Annotated in this window: 14 protein-coding genes and 1 riboswitch; of the genes, 4 read left to right on the forward strand and 10 right to left on the reverse strand. The window is 64.4% G+C overall.

Going from position 1 to position 17143, the window contains the following annotated elements; all coding sequences use genetic code 11:
• The first annotated feature begins 119 nt into the window (after nucleotides 1-119).
• The 3 genes from OPU71_RS03610 to OPU71_RS03620 all read left to right on the forward strand — a co-directional run bounded on the left by OPU71_RS03610 (nucleotide 120) and on the right by OPU71_RS03620 (nucleotide 3801).
• Nucleotides 120-2387: an ABC transporter ATP-binding protein gene (locus tag OPU71_RS03610; RefSeq protein WP_267725006.1), complete on the forward strand. Its 2268-nt coding sequence runs from the start codon at nucleotides 120-122 to the stop codon at nucleotides 2385-2387.
• Complete coding sequence (locus tag OPU71_RS03615; RefSeq protein WP_267725007.1) at nucleotides 2384-2848, forward strand: DUF1854 domain-containing protein; 465 nt, start codon at nucleotides 2384-2386, stop codon at nucleotides 2846-2848. The genes OPU71_RS03610 and OPU71_RS03615 overlap by 4 nt, the downstream gene beginning before the upstream one ends.
• A 131-nt stretch (nucleotides 2849-2979) precedes the next feature.
• Nucleotides 2980-3801, forward strand: a complete 822-nt coding sequence (locus tag OPU71_RS03620; protein ID WP_267725008.1) for a zinc-dependent peptidase — start codon at nucleotides 2980-2982, stop codon at nucleotides 3799-3801.
• Nucleotides 3802-3810: 9 nt separating this feature from the next.
• Here OPU71_RS03620 and OPU71_RS03625 read toward each other — a convergent pair whose 3' ends face one another.
• From OPU71_RS03625 to OPU71_RS03660, 8 genes are all read right to left on the reverse strand, one after another.
• Entirely contained in the window at nucleotides 3811-4029 is a 219-nt protein-coding gene (locus tag OPU71_RS03625) for a KTSC domain-containing protein (protein ID WP_267725009.1), read from the reverse strand.
• A 56-nt stretch (nucleotides 4030-4085) separates the two neighbouring features.
• Nucleotides 4086-4661 (reverse strand): TMEM165/GDT1 family protein, encoded by a 576-nt coding sequence (locus OPU71_RS03630; RefSeq protein WP_267725010.1) that lies wholly within the window; start codon nucleotides 4659-4661, stop codon nucleotides 4086-4088.
• A gap of 4 nt (nucleotides 4662-4665) precedes the next feature.
• Nucleotides 4666-4839: riboswitch (yybP-ykoY riboswitch) on the reverse strand.
• 95 nt (nucleotides 4840-4934) lie between these two features.
• Nucleotides 4935-5105 (reverse strand): hypothetical protein, encoded by a 171-nt coding sequence (locus OPU71_RS03635; protein ID WP_267725012.1) that lies wholly within the window; start codon nucleotides 5103-5105, stop codon nucleotides 4935-4937.
• Between the two features lie 46 nt (nucleotides 5106-5151).
• Nucleotides 5152-6342, reverse strand: coding sequence for an MFS transporter (locus OPU71_RS03640; RefSeq protein ID WP_267725014.1), 1191 nt, complete (start codon nucleotides 6340-6342; stop codon nucleotides 5152-5154).
• A 6-nt stretch (nucleotides 6343-6348) separates the two neighbouring features.
• Nucleotides 6349-7254 carry a carbohydrate kinase family protein gene (locus OPU71_RS03645; protein WP_267725015.1) on the reverse strand — a complete coding sequence of 302 codons (906 nt, stop codon included), beginning with the start codon at nucleotides 7252-7254 and terminating at the stop codon, nucleotides 6349-6351.
• A gap of 3 nt (nucleotides 7255-7257) precedes the next feature.
• Nucleotides 7258-9087, reverse strand: coding sequence for a maltodextrin glucosidase (gene malZ, locus OPU71_RS03650; RefSeq protein ID WP_267725016.1), 1830 nt, complete (start codon nucleotides 9085-9087; stop codon nucleotides 7258-7260).
• Nucleotides 9088-9180: 93 nt separating this feature from the next.
• Entirely contained in the window at nucleotides 9181-10257 is a 1077-nt protein-coding gene (locus OPU71_RS03655; RefSeq protein WP_267725017.1) for a sensor domain-containing diguanylate cyclase, read from the reverse strand.
• A gap of 72 nt (nucleotides 10258-10329) precedes the next feature.
• Entirely contained in the window at nucleotides 10330-12312 is a 1983-nt protein-coding gene (locus tag OPU71_RS03660) for a DUF1631 family protein (RefSeq protein ID WP_267725018.1), read from the reverse strand.
• 221 nt (nucleotides 12313-12533) lie between these two features.
• Here OPU71_RS03660 and OPU71_RS03665 point away from each other — a divergent pair, with 221 nt between their 5' ends.
• Entirely contained in the window at nucleotides 12534-13805 is a 1272-nt protein-coding gene (locus tag OPU71_RS03665; protein WP_267725019.1) for a Glu/Leu/Phe/Val family dehydrogenase, read from the forward strand.
• Between the two features lie 36 nt (nucleotides 13806-13841).
• On the opposite strand, the gene OPU71_RS03670 is transcribed toward OPU71_RS03665, so the two are convergent.
• Together OPU71_RS03670 and OPU71_RS03675 are read right to left on the reverse strand one after the other, a co-directional pair.
• Entirely contained in the window at nucleotides 13842-15842 is a 2001-nt protein-coding gene (locus OPU71_RS03670; RefSeq protein WP_267725021.1) for an ABC transporter substrate-binding protein, read from the reverse strand.
• Complete coding sequence (locus tag OPU71_RS03675; RefSeq protein WP_267725022.1) at nucleotides 15839-17083, reverse strand: EAL and HDOD domain-containing protein; 1245 nt, start codon at nucleotides 17081-17083, stop codon at nucleotides 15839-15841. Before OPU71_RS03675 ends, OPU71_RS03670 begins: the two co-directional genes overlap by 4 nt.
• Nucleotides 17084-17143: the final 60 nt, after the last annotated feature.

A 17143-nucleotide genomic window follows, 5' to 3' on the forward strand; every position in this document is an offset into this window, starting at 1 on the left:
TTCGCTGCTGTCCGTGCCGTCAACTCTGTTGCTCAGCAATCCGTTCAATCCACGTCGCGCCACGGCGCTCCTTAGATCGAAGCTGTTTCTCGATCCGTTCCGTCCCGATGAAGCCGCTGATGAATACAGAGACCCTGCTTGCTGGTGCTGCCCGAACAAGTGTTGCCGAGGTGTGGCGTGATGCCCTGGCAACGCAGCTCGCCTCGGGAGAGAACGTCCTCGCGACGGTTGAGGTTGACCTTGATGCGCAGCTGAAGTTTGCCCGAGGGCTCGTGGTGATCACGGATCGCCGCCTGATCGCACAGGCGCCGGGCGAGGCTGCCTGGCAAAGCTGGCCCTTGCAGGAGGGCCTGTGCCTCCTGCATCACGATCATGCGGGGGTTGGCACGCTTGAGTTGCGCGGGCCTGAGCGCCTGCTGGCGAGCTGGCGCTACACCCTGGGGCAGAACGTTGCCGCGCTGCGCGTGATCGAAACCTTCGAGAGCCAGTTGAAGCTGCTGGTGACCGGCGTTGCGGCAGCGGTCGATGCCAGTGATCTGTGCCCGACCTGCAAGGCGCCCTTGCCGCCGGATGAGGACGAGTGCCCGATCTGCACGCGCGAATTGCACACGCCGCCCTCGACCTGGACCTTGTTCAGACTGTGGCGTTTTGCAAAGCCCTACCAGGGGCAACTGCTCGCGGGTTTCTTGCTGATGCTGGGCGCGACCGCCGCGACGCTGGTTTCGCCCTACCTCTACATGCCACTGATGGACGAGGTGCTGATTCCCTTCCAGAACGGTCAGCACATCGAACCGGCAAAGGTCGCCATGTACCTGGGGGGTTTGCTGGCGGCGGCCGTGGTTTCCTGGGGGCTGGGGTGGGCGAAGACCTACATCCTTGCCCTGGTCTCCGAACGCATCAGTGCGGATTTGCGCACCACGACCTACGAACACCTGTTGCAGCTTTCGCTTGAATACTTCGGCGGCAAGCGCACCGGCGATCTGATCGCCCGCATCGGTTCGGAATCGGACCGCATCAGCGTCTTCCTCTCGCTGCATGCGCTCGACTTCATCACCGATGTGCTGATGATCACGATGACCGCTGTGATCCTGTTCAGCATTAACCCGGCGCTCGCGCTGGTGACGCTGCTGCCGCTGCCCTTCATCGGTTGGATGATCCACCTGGTACGTGATCGCCTGCGTACCGGATTCGAGAAGATCGACCGTGTGTGGGGCGAGGTCACCAACATCCTCGCCGACACCATCCCCGGCATCCGGGTGGTGAAGGCCTTCGCGCAGGAAAAACGCGAAACCCGCCGCTTCCGCGAGGCCAACCAGCACAACCTGTTGATCAATGATCGCCTCAACAAGACTTGGTCACTGTTCTCGCCCACCGTGTCACTGCTCACCGAGATGGGGCTGCTCGTGGTGTGGGCCTTCGGCATCTGGCTGGTATCCAAGAGCGAAATCACTGTCGGTACGCTGACCGCCTTCCTTGCATACATCGGGCGTTTCTACGGCCGGCTCGACTCGATGAGCCGCATCGTGTCGGTGACGCAGAAGGCCGCCGCTGGCGCCAAGCGCATCTTCGATGTGCTCGACCATGTCTCCAACGTACCCGAGCCAACCAACCCGGTACATCTGGAAACCGTGCGTGGCGAAATCGAGATGCGTGACATCGGCTTCCGCTACGGCAATCGCTCGGTGATCCGCGGCTTGTCGCTGACGATCAAACCGGGCGAAATGATCGGCCTGGTCGGCCACAGCGGCTCGGGCAAGAGCACGTTGGTGAACCTGATTTGCCGTTTCTACGACGTCAGCGAAGGCTCGATCAAGGTCGATGGCGTCGACACCCGTTCGCTGCCGGTGGCCGAGTACCGCCGCCACATCGGCCTGGTACTGCAGGAGCCCTTCCTGTTCTTCGGCACGATTGCCGACAACATTGCCTATGGCAAGCCTGACGCCACCCGCGCCGAGATCATCGCCGCGGCGCGTGCGGCCCACGCGCACGAATTCATCCTGCGCCTGCCGCAGGGCTACGACTCGCTGGTGGGTGAGCGTGGGCAGGGCCTCTCGGGCGGCGAGCGTCAGCGCATCTCGATCGCTCGTGCGCTGCTGATCAACCCGCGCATGCTGATCCTCGACGAAGCCACCTCTTCGGTGGATACAGAAACCGAGAAGGAAATCCAGCGCGCGCTCGACAACCTGGTGCAGGGCCGCACCACGATCGCAATTGCCCACCGCCTGTCGACGCTGCGCAAGGCCGACCGCCTGGTCGTGATGGATCGCGGCCAGATCGTTGAAGTCGGCCACCACGACGAACTGATGGCAAAGCAGGGCGCGTACTGGCGGTTGTATCAGGCGCAGGCGCGCAATGCCGAAAAGCTACTTGAGGATGCAGCCGAATGATCACCTGGCAAATCGAACGCAACGCTTTTGGCCGCCTGGTGCTTACCGATGCGGCTGGCGAACGCCATGAGAATGTGGTGCCGGTGCGGGCCTTTCCGATCGCCGCGCCTGAAGAAGGCATCTCGCTGGTCAGCCAGGATGGCCATGAACTGGTGTGGCTTGACCGCCTTGCGGATGCGCCTGAGGCGGCGCGCGCTCTGATCGAAGGCGAACTCGGGCGTCGCGAGTTTGTTCCCGAGTTGCGTCGCTTGATCAAGGTGTCGAGCTTCGCGACGCCGTCGACCTGGACGGTCCAGACCGATCGGGGCGAAACCAGTTTCGTGCTGCGCGGTGAAGAGGATATCCGCCGCCTGTCGGGCAATACGTTGATGATTGCCGACACGCACGGCATCCAGTTCCTGATTCGCGATCTGCTGGCGCTGGATCACCACAGCCGGCGCCTGCTCGACCGCTTTCTCTGATCGCCTGCAGGTGGCATCGAGCAACGGGCCGCTCATCGAGTGGCCCGTTTGTTTTTTGCCGCCACGATTGAAATCCCGCCTTGGGGCACCGAGATAGGGGGAGTCATGAGGCCATGTCCGTGAGGTCGCTGGTGCCCCTTCTTATCGTTGCCATTCCGGCCTTGCTGTTCGCTGCCTGGCTGTTTCTCGAACCTCAGCGCCTGGCCTGGAGGCGCCAGCGCATCGCGCAGCGCCCCTTTCCCGATGCATGGAGGGAGATCCTGCGGCTGCGCGTACCGTACTTTCGCCGCCTGCCACCGGACTTGCAGTTGCAACTCAAGCAACTGATCAAGATCTTTCTGGCCGAGAAGGCTTTTGTAGGCTGCGCCGGCCAGGAAATTACCGACGAGATCCGCGTCACGATTGCTGCGCAGGCCTGCCTGCTTGTGCTCAATCGGCGCGACGGTTACTGCTATCCGAAGCTGCGGCAGGTGCTGGTGTACCCGGGGGCTTTCGCGGTGGAAAAGAAAGTCTCGGATCCGATTGGCCTGCAGCGCGTGGAGCGGCAGGTGCTGGCCGGTGAATCATGGTCAAGCGGGCAGGTGATCCTGTCCTGGCAAGACACGCTGTCGGGCGCGGCGAGCGATGACGACGGCCACAACGTCGTCGTGCACGAGTTCGCCCATCAGCTCGATCAGGAGACCGGCGCTGCGAACGGGGCCCCCGAGTTGCCCGGTGCGCGGCACTACGCGAACTGGGCGCAGGTGTTCAGTGCAGAGTTCGAGCACTTGCGTGCGCAGGCCGATGCCGGGGAGCCCTCCTTGCTCGACCAGTACGGCGCGAGCAACCCCGGCGAGTTCTTCGCGGTGGCCAGCGAGGTCTTCTTCGAGCGGCCCGGTGAGATGGCCCAGCAGCACCCCGCGCTCTACCAGCAACTGAGCGGCTACTACCGGCTGGATCCGCTCAGCTGGTAAGCGCAGGCCTCACTTCACCCGGCGCTGGGTGAATTCGTCCTGGATGTTGTCGCGGTAGTAGCTGGCGGGCGAGCCGCTGGCGAGGAAGCGGCGGGCGATCTCGTCGCCCACGCTCGAATGCTGGACGATCGATCCGTTGTCGAATTCGATCTCAAGCGTTCGTGCCGAGCGGTCGTAGCCGGCGGAGCGGATGCCGCCGCGATTGATGGTCTTGCGTTCAATGGCCATGTGCGGTCCTTGGTGGGAAGCAGGCCGTGCGTGCCAATCCGCACGGCCCGGATCGATCAGAAGCCGAGTTTTTCACCCGCGCCGAGCAGGGTTGCAAGCCCAAGCAGGGCGAAGATCAGTGCCGCAATCGCATGGACAACACGCACCGGGATCTTGTTGGCGATCTTGTCGCCGAGGATCACCGCAGGCACGTTGGCGATCATCATGCCCAGCGTGGTGCCGGCCACGACGGCGACCACTGATTTGTACTGCGCCGCAAGGGCCACGGTGGCGATTTGCGTCTTGTCGCCCATTTCGGCGAGGAAGAAGGCAATCAGGGTTGTGCCGAAGACGCCGAAGCGTGCGAGCTTGGCTTCGTCCTCATCAAACTTGTCGGGGACCAGGATCCAGGCGGCCATCGCGAGGAAAGAGACGCCCAGCACCCAGCGCATGACTTCCGGGCTTACCAGCGAGGTGATCCATGCGCCCAGCGCGCCGGCAAACGCGTGGTTGGCCAGGGTGGCGACCAGAATGCCAAGTACGATCGGAATCGGGCGGCGGAATTTGGCGGCGAGGATGAAGGCGAGCAGTTGCGTCTTGTCGCCGATTTCAGCAAGGGCGACGATGCCCGTCGAGATGAGGAAAGCTTCCAATTTGAACTCCCTGGCCGGCTGATCCATTGACCACGCGCGCCCCGGCCAGTCCGGCGGCTGCGTGGTCAAAGGTCTTGCCAAGTACGGGAACCGCCTGCGCCATGACCCGATGGGTCAAGTGTGTTGACGCAGGCCCCTTCGGCGAAGCGAAGGGCGGCTACTCCCCAATGACGGGCGCGATTCTAGCCATTTGGTGTTGCAACGCCAAGTTGCCGGGCTGGCATTGGGAGCTGGCAATGATCTGCGGCAACAAAGGCGCCATTTGCGAGCGGCTTAGCGGATGCCTAGCCGGCCCTCTTCGTAGGTGGCCAGAAGACCCCAGGTACGGCCCCGGCGCCGAACCACGTCGAGCATCGCAAGTGCGCGCAGGCTCAGCAACGCGTCGCAGGACCGCAGCGGTGCGCGCAGGGAAGAGGAAGACAGGGTGCGGGTCAGGCGGATCATGGTCGGTCTCCGGTTTGGGGGCGACATCGGTTGGGGTGCTGTAATCCTATACAGTATCCGATTTCATCGCAAGACCGCTTGCACCGTTCGTCGAAACCGCCATTGCCTTGCCGGCCATCAGTGCCACCGCAGCCGCGAACACGGCGACCACGAACAGCCCAAGGTCGAGCCCCCAGTGTTGCGCAATCACGCCAATCAGCGGCGGGCCGATCATGAAGCCAAGGTAGCCGCAGCTCGACACGCCGGCAATGCCATTGGCCGGCGTGATGCCGGGCACCTTGGCCGCTGCCGCGAAGAGCACGGGTACGACGTTCGAGAAGCCGATGCCCACCAGCGCAAAGCCGAACAAGGCGGCCCAGGGCGTGCCGATCAGCAGTGCGGCTGTCATGCCCCCGGCGGCGAGCCAGCTCGACGCCCGCAGCAGCGGCGCAGGCCCGATGTGGGCGCGGACCCAGTCGCCCGCGAAGCGCGCGGCCGCCATCGCCGCAGAGAATGCGCCGTAGGCCAGTGCGGCTTGCGCCTGTGGGCTGCCCAGTTCCTGCGACATGTAGAGCGTGCTCCAGTCGTACATCGCGCCTTCGCCCACCAGCCCGAGCGTGGCCAGCAAGCCCAGCAGCAGGATCGGGCCGCGCGGCAGCTTGAAGCCGGTGTTCGCATCGTCGGGCGAGTGCGTCGCTTCATCGGGCAGCATTGAACGGCTGGCGACCAGGATCGCGAGCCCGCCGGCGATCGACGCGGCCAGCATGTGAAGGGTGGCCGGGATGTCGAAGAAGGCGACCGCGCTGCCGATCCCCGCGCCGGCGAGTCCGCCCAGGCTGAAGCAGCCGTGAAAGGACGACATTACGGGCCGGCGGTAGGCGTGTTCCACCGCAACCGCTTCGGCATTGATTGCAACATCGAAGGCGCTGGTCGCCAGCCCGAAGGCGAACATCAGCGCGAGCAGGGCGCCAAAGCCTGGCATGTGCAGCAGCAGTGCCAGCGGTGCCGCCATCACGACGCCGCCCGCAATGACCACCGGCCTGGCCCCGTGTGTCGCAACCCACTTTCCGACTTGCGTCAGGCCGAGCAGGGCGCCGAAGCCGCCGGCGAGCATCAGCCCGGCGAGTTGGTACTCCGAGAGCGCGAAGAGCGCCTTCACCGTGGGTACATGCACACCCCAGGTGGCAAAGAGCATGCCGCTGACGAAGAAGTGGACCTGGGTGGCGATGCGCGCGGCGAGCGGGTTCTGTGGCGTCATGACAGCCTAGAGCTGGTGTCGCGAGCATTCCTGCGCGAACTGTGTTGCGGTAAGCAGACCAAGGGTGGCACCCGATTCGCCGACCTTCCAGCCCGCGAACAGGCAGGCGCGTTGCAGGGCGGCGGCCGGTGGCAGGCCGGCGCAGAGTTGGTCGACGAAAGCCGAGAACAAGGCATCGCCCGCGCCGATGGTGTTGGCGACGCCGCGTGGGGCGACCGTGCCGACATGCTGCGCCGGTTTGCCGCGCTCGGAGAGCAGCGCGCCGTCGGCACCCAGGCCAATCACGATGATGCGCGGATCAAAGCGGGCACGCAGGGCTTCAAGCGCCTGCTGCGGTGCGCAGGGCAAGCGTTCGTGCGACAGGAACAGGACTTCGGAGGCCGCCATGAAGTCGCGGTTGTAGGCGTCGTCGAAATCGCCCAAGGCGTGTACATCGGTCGCGATGGGAATGCCGCGGGCCTGCGCGGCGGCCAGTAGCGGCCGGGCGAAGTTGATGTTGCAGACCACGGCGATCGAAGCGCCGCTCAGCAGGGGCTCGATCTGCAATTGCGGGTAGGTGCTTTCTTGCAGGTCTTTCAGATCGCAGTGGATCTGGCGGTTGCCGTCGGGCGCCACCAGGATCACCGACTGCGAGGTGGCCGATGCGGTGCGCGCCACGAAACCGCTGTCGAGCCCGAAGCGGGGCAGTGCTGCGAGCAGGTGTTCGCCCGGCTCGTCCTGCCCGATCAGGGTTGCGAAGCGGACGCTGTGGCCCAGCCCGGCGAGCGCTACCGCCACATTCAGGCCAACGCCGGCGTGCGCCTGTGTAATGCCGTGGAAGGGGTAGGTCACCGGGTAGTAGGGCAGCGGAAAGCCTTCGATGCGAAGGTTGGTTTCCAGCGTGTAGAGGCCGGCAACGGCGATCTGTGCCATGGCTCAGTCCTCCCCCAGCAGGATGACGTGCGAGCGCGGCGGCAGGATCGTGGTGATCCAGCCTGGCTCGTTGGCGATCGGCTCGCCGCCCGGGGCGCACCAGTTCTTCTTGTGCAGCGGCAGCACCCACAGTGGCAGGCGTACCGCATGCGGGCGATCGCCGCGGTTGAGTGCGAAGACCGACACCGAATCCTTGGTGTAGCGCGCGAAGGCGTAGGTGTCGTCTTTGGCCAGAAGGGTCTGGTAGGCGCCGTGGCGCAGTTCCGGCCGCGCCTTGCGCAGCGTAATCAGCGCCTTGTAGTGATCGAACAGCTCGCGGTTCCAGTGGTTGCGATCCCAGTCGAAGCAGCGGCGGCAGTCCGGGTCTTGCCCGCCTTCGAGGCCGATTTCGTCGCCGTAGTAGATGCAGGGCACGCCGGGGTAGGCGAAGAGCAGGCTCGCGGCCAGTTTCATTGCCTCAGTGTCGGTACCCACCAGGGTGAAGAAGCGCGCGGTGTCATGGCTGTCGAGCAGGTTGAACTGCGCCAGCTGGTTGTCGTAGGGGATGCGCCCGCGGGCCGAATCAAGCCAGTCGCTGAAGGCTTCGGTTTCCAGGCGGGCATCGTGGTAGGCGATGTCGGTGCCGGCCAGCCATTCGCGCACCGGGTGGGCGAAGCCGTAGTAGTTCATCGCGCCGTCTTCCTGGTCGCCCTGCAGCCAGCGCGTGGCTTCGTTGAAGTGCTCCCCCATCACGTAGGCTTCGGGGTTCTCTTCGCGCAACGCCTTGCGGAATTCGCCCACGTAGTGGCCGTTGCGGCCTGAACCGGGGCCTTCGCCGAGCATGTGGATCACATCGAAACGCCAGCCGTCGATGCTGTAGGGCGCGCGCATCCAGTGCCGCAGCACCGCGTTGGGGCCGGCGTAGATGGCGTCGCGCAGACCTTGCGCGCTGAAGTCGAGAACTGGTAGCGACATATGGCCGTTCCAGCCGTAGTAATGACCGGCCTGGTCGAAGTAATACCAATCACGCCACGGGGATTCGGGCGATTGCATGGCGCCCTTGCTGTCGTGACGGCCATGCAGGTTGAACCACGGGTGGTTGGTGCCAGTATGGTTCACCACCGCGTCGAGGATCAGCCGCATCTTGCGGACTTTCATCTCGGCCGAGAGTGCGGCGAGCGATTCGTTGCCGCCCAGATGCGGGTCGACGTTGAAGTAGTCTTCGGTGTCGTACTTGTGGTTGCTGCCCGAAACGAAGATCGGGTTCAGGTACAGCGCCGTGACGCCCAGTTCGTTCTGCAGGTAGTTGAGGCTGCGGCGCACGCCGATCAGGTCGCCGCCGTAGAACTCGGTGGCGCAGGTTTCCTGGCTGACCGGCTCGCCCCATCGTTTGGCCACTACCTTCATGCGGCCGCTGCCGTAGGTGTATTCGCCGGTTCGCACGGCGAGTGACGGATCGCCCTGGCAGAAGCGGTCGGGGAAGATCTGGTAGAAAACCTGATCGCGCACCCAGGCCGGCGGGGTGTCGCGGCGGTTGATGCGGAACATCTGATCGCGATGTGGCACGCGGTGGTGCTGGCCGTCGCCGGCAAGCCAGTGCTGCTTGCCGTGTTCAATCACCTTGAAGCAATAAACCGTGGGGTCGTTGCCCGAATCCCAGGGCAGCAGCGCCTCGAAGCGGTGCAATTCCGCCTCGCGGCCGGTGTGTTGCATGTCGATGAAGCGCGCCTCGTTATCGGGCTCGCAACGCAGCATCACCGTGATGCCTTCGCTGCGCTCGGTCAGCAGCGTCAGCTTGACGCCTTCTTCAGTGCGGATCAGCCACGGGGCAACCTGGGGGTGGAGCAGGAACATGGTGAAGTCCTCGGTTTTCGATGGCTGCACTCTAGGCGTGCAAGCCGCGGACGTCGTCGGCAGGCGCGGTTGATCTTGCGGGGTGGAGCCGGCTCAACCCGCCGTGGCGTGGCGGCGCTCGGTGCAGGTGCCGGCCACTTCAACGCGATTGCGGCCGGCGCTCTTGGCGGCGTAGAGCGCATGGTCGGCCCTCTCGATCAGCCAGGGGATCGAGTGCTCGTCGGTGTGTTCGGCAAGGCCAATCGATATGGTGGTCGGGTGAGGTAGACCGCCGCAGTGTGCCTGCTCGCAGGCGGCCCGCAGGCGTTCGATACTGGTGTGTGACTGTTGCAGATCGCCGTGCAGAATCGCGAGAAATTCTTCTCCACCCCAGCGGGCGATCATGTCGCCCTTTCGCAGCGTGTCGCGAGCGATGCGCGCAAATTCGCAGATCACTGCATCCCCGCGCGCATGCCCCCAGGTGTCGTTGATCTGCTTGAAGTGGTCGAAGTCGACAAGGGCAACGCAGAACGGCACGCGGTTCCCGGCTGAGAGGCGTGTCAATTGATCAAGATAGGCGAGTGCGGCTCTGCGGTTGAGCAGGCCCGAGAGTTCATCGTGATCCGACAGTTTCTTGTAGTGGCCGTACTCGAACAGGCGCCCTGACACGAAAGCACTGAAGGGCAGCACGAGCATCAGGGCACACCAGTGCAGGAGTTCGAGTTCAAGGCGAGGGCCGGGAATGCCCAGCCAAACACTTGTGGCGACCGCCATGGGCAGGGTGATGGCTGGAATCAGGCACAGGCGCATCAGGCTTGGCGTGGACAAGGCAAATGCGCCAAATTGCAGCGGAATCAGGTAGGCCAGCGTGATCAGGCCGCGCAGTTCGCCCGAGAACGTCGCCGTGAGCGAGCAGAGCAGCAATGCGGCGACGATTTGCGCGGCAGTCAGACTGGGGTCGGCAAAGCGCAGATTGAATCCACTGGCGATCGACGCAATAAATACCAGGTTCGTGAGCCCGTAAGCCGCGACGACGACGAGCCAGGCTTGCATCGGGTAACGGCCAAGGTATGTCGCAATCGCCATGATGCCGGCGCAGGCGGCATAGAACAGCGCTGCACTCAGGCATCGCTGCAGACGCAGCTTCTGCGCCCGCGCGATCTGCTGGGGGGTGTAGGGGGTGTCTGCCAAGAGGTTTTCTCTACCGGGCTTTTGCAAGGCTAACGGCAGAGCGGCGGGCGTGCTTGAGTCTTCCTGCCTGGCTTATTGGTTTCGGCTGCGAAGGCCTTTGAGGACGTGCGCCGCAGCGGTTTCGAAGAGCGGCGCTTCGTTGATCAGCCATGCGTCGCCGGTCGAGAACTCGCGTTCAAGCGCACGCATGGTGACACCCATGACGCCACGCCGGTCGGGGTCGCACACCACAATGGTCTGGCGCGCTGGCCCGATCCAGCCCACACAGGCCCGCACGCGCCGGTTATCGTGCAGGCCGAATTCGATCCATTGGCCGGGTTTGAGCGTGGCGAGCGCGGGGGGGAGCACACTCTCGCGTCCGATCACCCCAACCAACCGGAATACCTTGAGCCCGGGCGCGGCACCAACGGTACCGAATTCGAGTACGGGTTGTGGTGGCGCGTAGGGCAGCTCTGCCGGCATGGGCTGCGCATTGATGGCGGCAGTGTGGTAGGTCATGCAGGGCGCGAGACATTCGCGCGCATGGGCTTCGTCGATGCCGATGCCCGCAAGGCCTTCGGCGGCGTGGCGCAACAGCTCCGGCAGGGTGCGCAGCAGTTGCTGGCGTTCATCGGCGGTCGGCTTGGGCTGTACGCTCCAGATCAGGCGGTCCGCCACCGTCAATTGATTGCGCCATTCGGGGCTTTTCTCGCCGTGAGTCAGCAAGGTGTTTTGCAGTACCCGAACCCAGTGCTGGTCGAGGAAACCGCGCACGGCCGTTGGAACGCCGTCGCTGGACAAGGCGCGGATCGCCTTGGCGGCGAATTTCAGCGACACCTCTTCGCGTTCGACTTTGGCCGCAAGCGTGTTGGACGTGGTAGCGAGCTGTATCGCGAGTGCAGTGCGATCCGCTGCAATGGTCTGAGCGCTGGCCAATGCTTGGGCGAACACCTCCGGGTCACGCCCGAACTTGAGCACCACGCCATCGGTGAGGGTCTTGATGAGGACGCATAGCGGATGGTCGGCTCCGGCTGAGACAGAAAGGCCACGGCAGCAATCGCCGATGGCGTTGATCAGCCGGCGCGCCACATGGTCCGGCGCTTCGAGCACGGTGGGATCGATCAGCGCGAGCTTGAGCATGGGCAAGGCGAGCGAGCCCAGCGCGGCACGGATCGGGGCGGCGAGCTGGCGGTCCTGCTCGATCGCTCGGAAGACGTTTTCCAGCGCGTCGGCCGCAGCCCGTTCGCGCGGGCCCAGCAAGGGGCCCAGGTGGCTGGCGCCCAGTGCGGCGACCTCGCTGCCGATCGCCAGGTTGTGTTGTTGGTTGTCGAGCCAGGCCAATACTTGCTCGCGAACGGCGGCGGCCAGCGTGGCGTCGATCACCGCGCCGGTACCGCCGCCCAGGCGGCTGACGGTTGCGCGGTGCAGTTCGCCGAAACTGCCCGAGCCCCAGTCATTAGCGTCGCTCCTGGGTGCTTGTTGCGCGGGCGGGGAAGTCGGCGTTGCGGGGCGCGAGAGCGACTGGGGCTCGACGCCGGCAGCCTCAAGCTCCTTGTTGAGCCTTCCATAAAACAGGTTGAGCGCTTGGGCGAGCGAGGATTCGATCCGCTCCAGCATCTGCAGGCGCATGGCCGGGTCGAAGCCGGCGGCGTCAGACATCTCGCGCAAGCCGCAGCACACGGTTTCTGGCCCGACCGGGAGCTGCTCCACCGATGCGTCGTCACTTTGATCGAGCAGGGTCATGTAGCGCCCGTGCAGGCGGCCCAGTTCGCGATCGCAGCGCTCGCGCAGGCGCCGCGCGAACTCGTTGATGCGGATCGTGAATTCCAGATCTTCGTCATGCACCAGGCTGATCCGTGATGCGGTGAGCCCGCGTGCATTCTCGAACCCGCGCCGATCACGCAGGCCGGCCAGTTCATCGTGGCTGCCGAGGGCTCCGCGACGCAGGCCTTCGAGTCCGTCCGGGTGGGTGAAGCCGCAAACGCGTACCACTTCGTCAATGGTTTGAAGCAGGGCGTCGCGGTTACCTGCGACAAGGCGGGAAGCGAGCGGGCCGGGGGCTGAGGATTCGGTCATGGGGCGTGTGCGCAGCAGATCGGGGAGCTTGCCGCTGACTATACCCCCACAGGTGCCGCTTGCGGGCGGCGCATCCAGGCAAGTCCCTGTCGCCGCGCAAGGCGCGGCAAGCCCCGCAAGCACGGCAGAATGCCGCGCAGGGTGGTGATCCCGCCTCGTGGTGGCTCTTTGGGCCGTTTTATAAAAGTTGTCAAAAGCACACCCATAACGGGGGAGGCAAGATGGACAGGCTTTCTTATGTTGCAACGACGGTCGGGGGGCCGTGGGCAACCTACCTTGAACAGGTTGAGCGCGTAGTGCCTTACCTGGGGCACCTCGGGCGCTGGGCAGAGACCCTGCGGCGGCCCAAGCGCGCCTTGATCGTTGATATCCCGATCGAGATGGACGACGGCAGCATCCGCCACTTTGAAGGCTTTCGTGTGCAGCACAATCTTTCACGCGGGCCGGGCAAGGGGGGCGTGCGCTTCCACCCCGACGTGACTCTGGAAGAGGTAATGGCGCTGTCGGCGTGGATGACGGTGAAGAACGCGGCGGTAAACCTGCCCTACGGCGGTGCCAAGGGCGGCGTGCGCGTCGACCCCAAGACCCTGTCGAAGAAAGAACTGGAAAAACTCACCCGCCGCTACACCAGCGAGATCGGCCTGATCATCGGGCCGGACAAGGATATTCCGGCGCCCGACGTCAACACCAACGCGCAGATCATGGCGTGGATGATGGATACGTACTCGATGAACGTCGGCGCCACCGCAACCGGCGTGGTGACGGGCAAGCCGATCGAACTGGGTGGTTCGCTCGGGCGCCTCAAATCGACCGGGCGCGGCGTATTCGTGATTGGCCGCGAAGTGGCTCGGCGGATCGATCTGCCGATCAACGGCGCGCGGGTAGCCGTTCAGGGCTTTGGCAATGTGGGTAGTGCAGCCGCGGAATTGTTTGCCGGGAACGGGGCCAAGATTGTTGCCGTGCAGGATCACACTGGCACGATTTACAACGCCAATGGCCTTGATATCGATGATCTGATGGCGACGCTGCGTCGCGATGGCGGCATCGGCAAGTGCCCGGGCTGCGAGGTGATTCCGAACGAACAGTTCTGGGATGTGGAAACCGAATTCCTGATACCGGCCGCGCTCGAAGGCCAGATCACCCCCGAGCGTGCCAAACGCATCAAGACCCGCGTGGTGCTTGAGGGCGCCAACGGCCCGACGGTACCTGAGGCAGACGACATCCTCACCAGCAAGGGTGTGCTGGTGGTGCCCGATGTCATCGCCAACGCGGGCGGCGTCACGGTGTCGTACTTCGAGTGGGTGCAGGACATCGCCAGCTTCTTCTGGAGCGAGGATGAGATCAACATGCGCCTCGAACGCATCCTCGCCGAGGCCTTCCGCAAGATCTGGGATACCGGGCAAGAGCACAAGATTCCGCTTCGCACGGCGGCCTTCGTGGTGGCTTGCACGCGCATCCTGCAAGCGCGTGAGGAGCGCGGTCTGTATCCCTGATTGCCGGGGTGATGCGGCGGGGGCGCCCCGCCGCGTTCAGTGCTCGCGTGCCACGGCGACGCCGTGCTTGCCGCCGTGCTTGATGCGGTACATGGCTTCGTCTGCGGCGCGCATCAGCGATTCGGGGTTGTCGCCGTGGATCGGGCTGAACGCGATGCCAATGCTGGCGCCGATCTGCGTGTAGCGGGCGGGGCGGATCTCGATCGGCAGCCGGGCCGCTTCCTCCGCCTTGTGGGCGACGATCATCGCCGCTTCGGGTGATTCGATTTCCTGCAGCAAGATCACGAACTCGTCGCCGCCGATGCGGCTGACTGTGTCCGATTCACGCACCAGCTTGCGCAGCCGCATGGCAATCGAGCGCAGCACCATGTCACCGGCGGCGTGCCCCCAGGTGTCGTTCACTTCCTTGAAATCGTCCAGATCCAGGTAGATCAGCGCGACATGGCCAGTGTGGCGATGCGCCAGCGACAGCGCGCGTTCGAGGCGGTCGTAGAAGAGCGAACGGTTGGCCAGGCCGGTCAGTGGGTCTGCATGCGCCATCAGGTTCAGGCGCGCTTCAAGCTCACGCTGCGCCGTGACATCGATGGCCATTGCCACCAGGCGCCGAAGCCGGCCATTGCTCGACGGCATCACCGCAAAGCGCCAGTCGCACAGGATGCGCCGCCCCTCTGAGGTATTGGCCCACACCGCCTCATGCTGGCTGGCTTCGGCCGCAGCCCGGGCCGCTTCCAGCATGTCGGCGCACGTCTTGCGGTCGTCGCTCGGGACGATGAAGTCGAGCAGATTGCGGTTGCGCACGTCGTCCCACTTCCAGCCGAAGGTGCGCTCGGCGGCCCGGTTCCAGCTGGTGACACGGTTGTCGTCGCCCAGCACGATGAGGGCCAGCGGCGCGGTATCGATGATGACCCGCTGCTGTTCGCGCGCCGCCTGCAGGCGGTAATTGAGGCGCAACACGTAGGCGGCAACGCCGGCGATCAAGAGCAGCGCCGCCAGGCTCACGACCAGCCATTTGCGTTGCCGTGATGATTCCGAGCTCACGCTGTCTTCGTAAAGGAAGCCGTCGAGCGAGACATCTTTGGGCAGGAGCCCGAGCTCGGCGTAGGTGTTGGCCACATGCTGCCAGCGCCCGATGTGCATGTAGCCGGGCTCTACCAGTGAAGGTTGCAGCAGGCGCTCCATCACCGTAGCCTCGAAGCGCAGGTGTTCGGCGGTGTGGCGCTCGCCATACTGCGTGAGGATCAGGTTGATGATTTCTTCCGGGTGCTGCATGGCGTAGGCCCAGCCGCGCAGCGTGGCTTCGCGGAATGCGCGTACCCGCTCGGGATGCTTCTGGATTTGCGCCTGGGTGGTGAACAGGTTGTCGCCGTAAAAGTCGATGCCGGCCGAGCGCGGTTCGAAGAGGTCGTAGGCCACACCGTACTGCTTGAGTTCAAAGGGTTCGTCGGTGGAGTAGACCGACATCGCATCGACTTTGCCGGCCACCAGATCATCGGCATTGAATTTGTGCGGCACGATCCTGAGCGAGTCGGCTTCGACCTTCTCACGCTTGAGATAGGCGAAGAGTTCGGCCGAATTGGGCTCGATCATGACTTTCTTGCCCGCCAGATCCTGCAAGGTCTTGATGCCGCTGCCGCGGCGCGTCAGCAGGGTCAGGGGTGAATGCTGGAAGATCACGGCCAGCACGACCACTGGTTTGCCGGCATTCCGGAGCAGAAGCAGTTCGCTGGTGCCAACGCCGAAGTCGGCATTGCCGTTGAGCACCTGGTTGATCGGGTTTTCGCCGCTGACCGCTTCGCGGATCTCGACATCGAGGCCGGCGTCCCAGTAGTAGCCCTTGAAGAGTGCGGCGTAGTAGCCGGCAAACTGGAACTGATGCTGCCATTTCAACTGCAGCACGACCTTTTCCTGGTTTGCCGGCGCGGCCTGCACCGCTTGCCAGCACGGCAGGATCGGCAACAGCGCCAGCCATGCGCGAAAAACGAGCGCCAGCCTGCCTCGCCGCAAGACCGCTGCCAGTTGTGGAGTTCGCAACGTCATTCCTGCGCCGGTTTTCCGATCTGCGAGGCCCAAGCCATGGCCGCGGACTCGGCCGAGAAAACGGCTTCTGCCGTTACGCCCGGGCACTGCGCCAGGGCTGCGAGGAAGGCGTCCTGATCCTCGTCTTCGAGCGTTTGGGCTAATTTCAGCAGCGCGCCGAGTGGGCCGCCGCGTTCCACCATCGCTGACCGGAGCCGCTCGGAAACCGGCAAGCCGCTGAGGATCTCTTCCATCGGAGTGGCCAGCAGTGCCGGCAGCAGCGACAGCACGCCCGCCAGGAAGGCCTCATCGTTCAGCGCGTGCAGCGGGCTGTCTCGTTGTTCGGTCAGCAGTTCGAGCAAGCGGCCGCGGGTGGCGGCCATCGTCATCAGCGGGTCGCCAGCCGGCGCGCTGCCGGGCCGCGCGAAAAGCAGCAATTGCACCCACCGCTGCAGCTGGCGCCGGCCCAGCGCAGTGATTGCCTGACGCATCGAATGCACCGGGCTGCGCAAACCAGCGCCCACCGAATTCACCAACCGCAGCAAATTCACCGCAAGACTTGGATCGGCCTTGATGACGGCCTCCAGCGCGTCGGTCTCGGCATCCTGGATGACCAGCCCGAGCAGGCGCATCAGGGTCAGTTCGTTCTGGTTGAGTTTGCGCCGCTCGAGAATGGTCGGGCGGGCGAAGAAGTAACCCTGGAACAGCTCGTAGCCAAGATCGCGGCACAGGTCGGCCTGCGCCAGGTTGTCCACTTTTTCCGCCAGCAATGGCACGCCCAGCGGCAGCAAGCGGGCTGTCAGCGTGCGCAGCTCCGCTTCGGAAAGGGGCTGGATGTCCACCTTGATGAAATCGACCAGCTTGAGCAGTTCGCGGAAACGGTCTTCCGCGCCGATGTAGTCATCGAGCGCCAGCATGAAGCCTTTTTCGCGCAGCGCTCGGCAGCGCTCGATCACTTCCGGTGTGGGCTCAACCGTCTCAAGGATTTCCAGCACAATTCGGCTGCAGGGCAGCACTTCGATTGCATCAGAGAGCAGCAGGTTGGCGTCGCAGTTGATAAAGCCCAGCCCGGTGCCCAGCGCGGCGTCGATGCCCAGGTCGGTGAATGCGCGCGTCACGACAGTGGCGGTTGCCATCGTGTCGTCGGTCACGCGCGCCATGTTCTCGGTGCCGCCCCGAAAGAGCAACTCAAAGCCAACCATCTGGCGGTCGCGATCGAGAATGGGTTGGCGCCCGAGGAAGGCTGTGCTGGATTTGCTCATACCGCAGTCTACGGCACCGTTTTGCACTTGTTGAGGGTGCCGCAATCGAGATAACGCAAC

The sequence above is a fragment of the Niveibacterium sp. 24ML genome, assembly GCF_026586805.1.
In the GTDB taxonomy this organism is placed as follows: domain Bacteria; phylum Pseudomonadota; class Gammaproteobacteria; order Burkholderiales; family Rhodocyclaceae; genus Niveibacterium.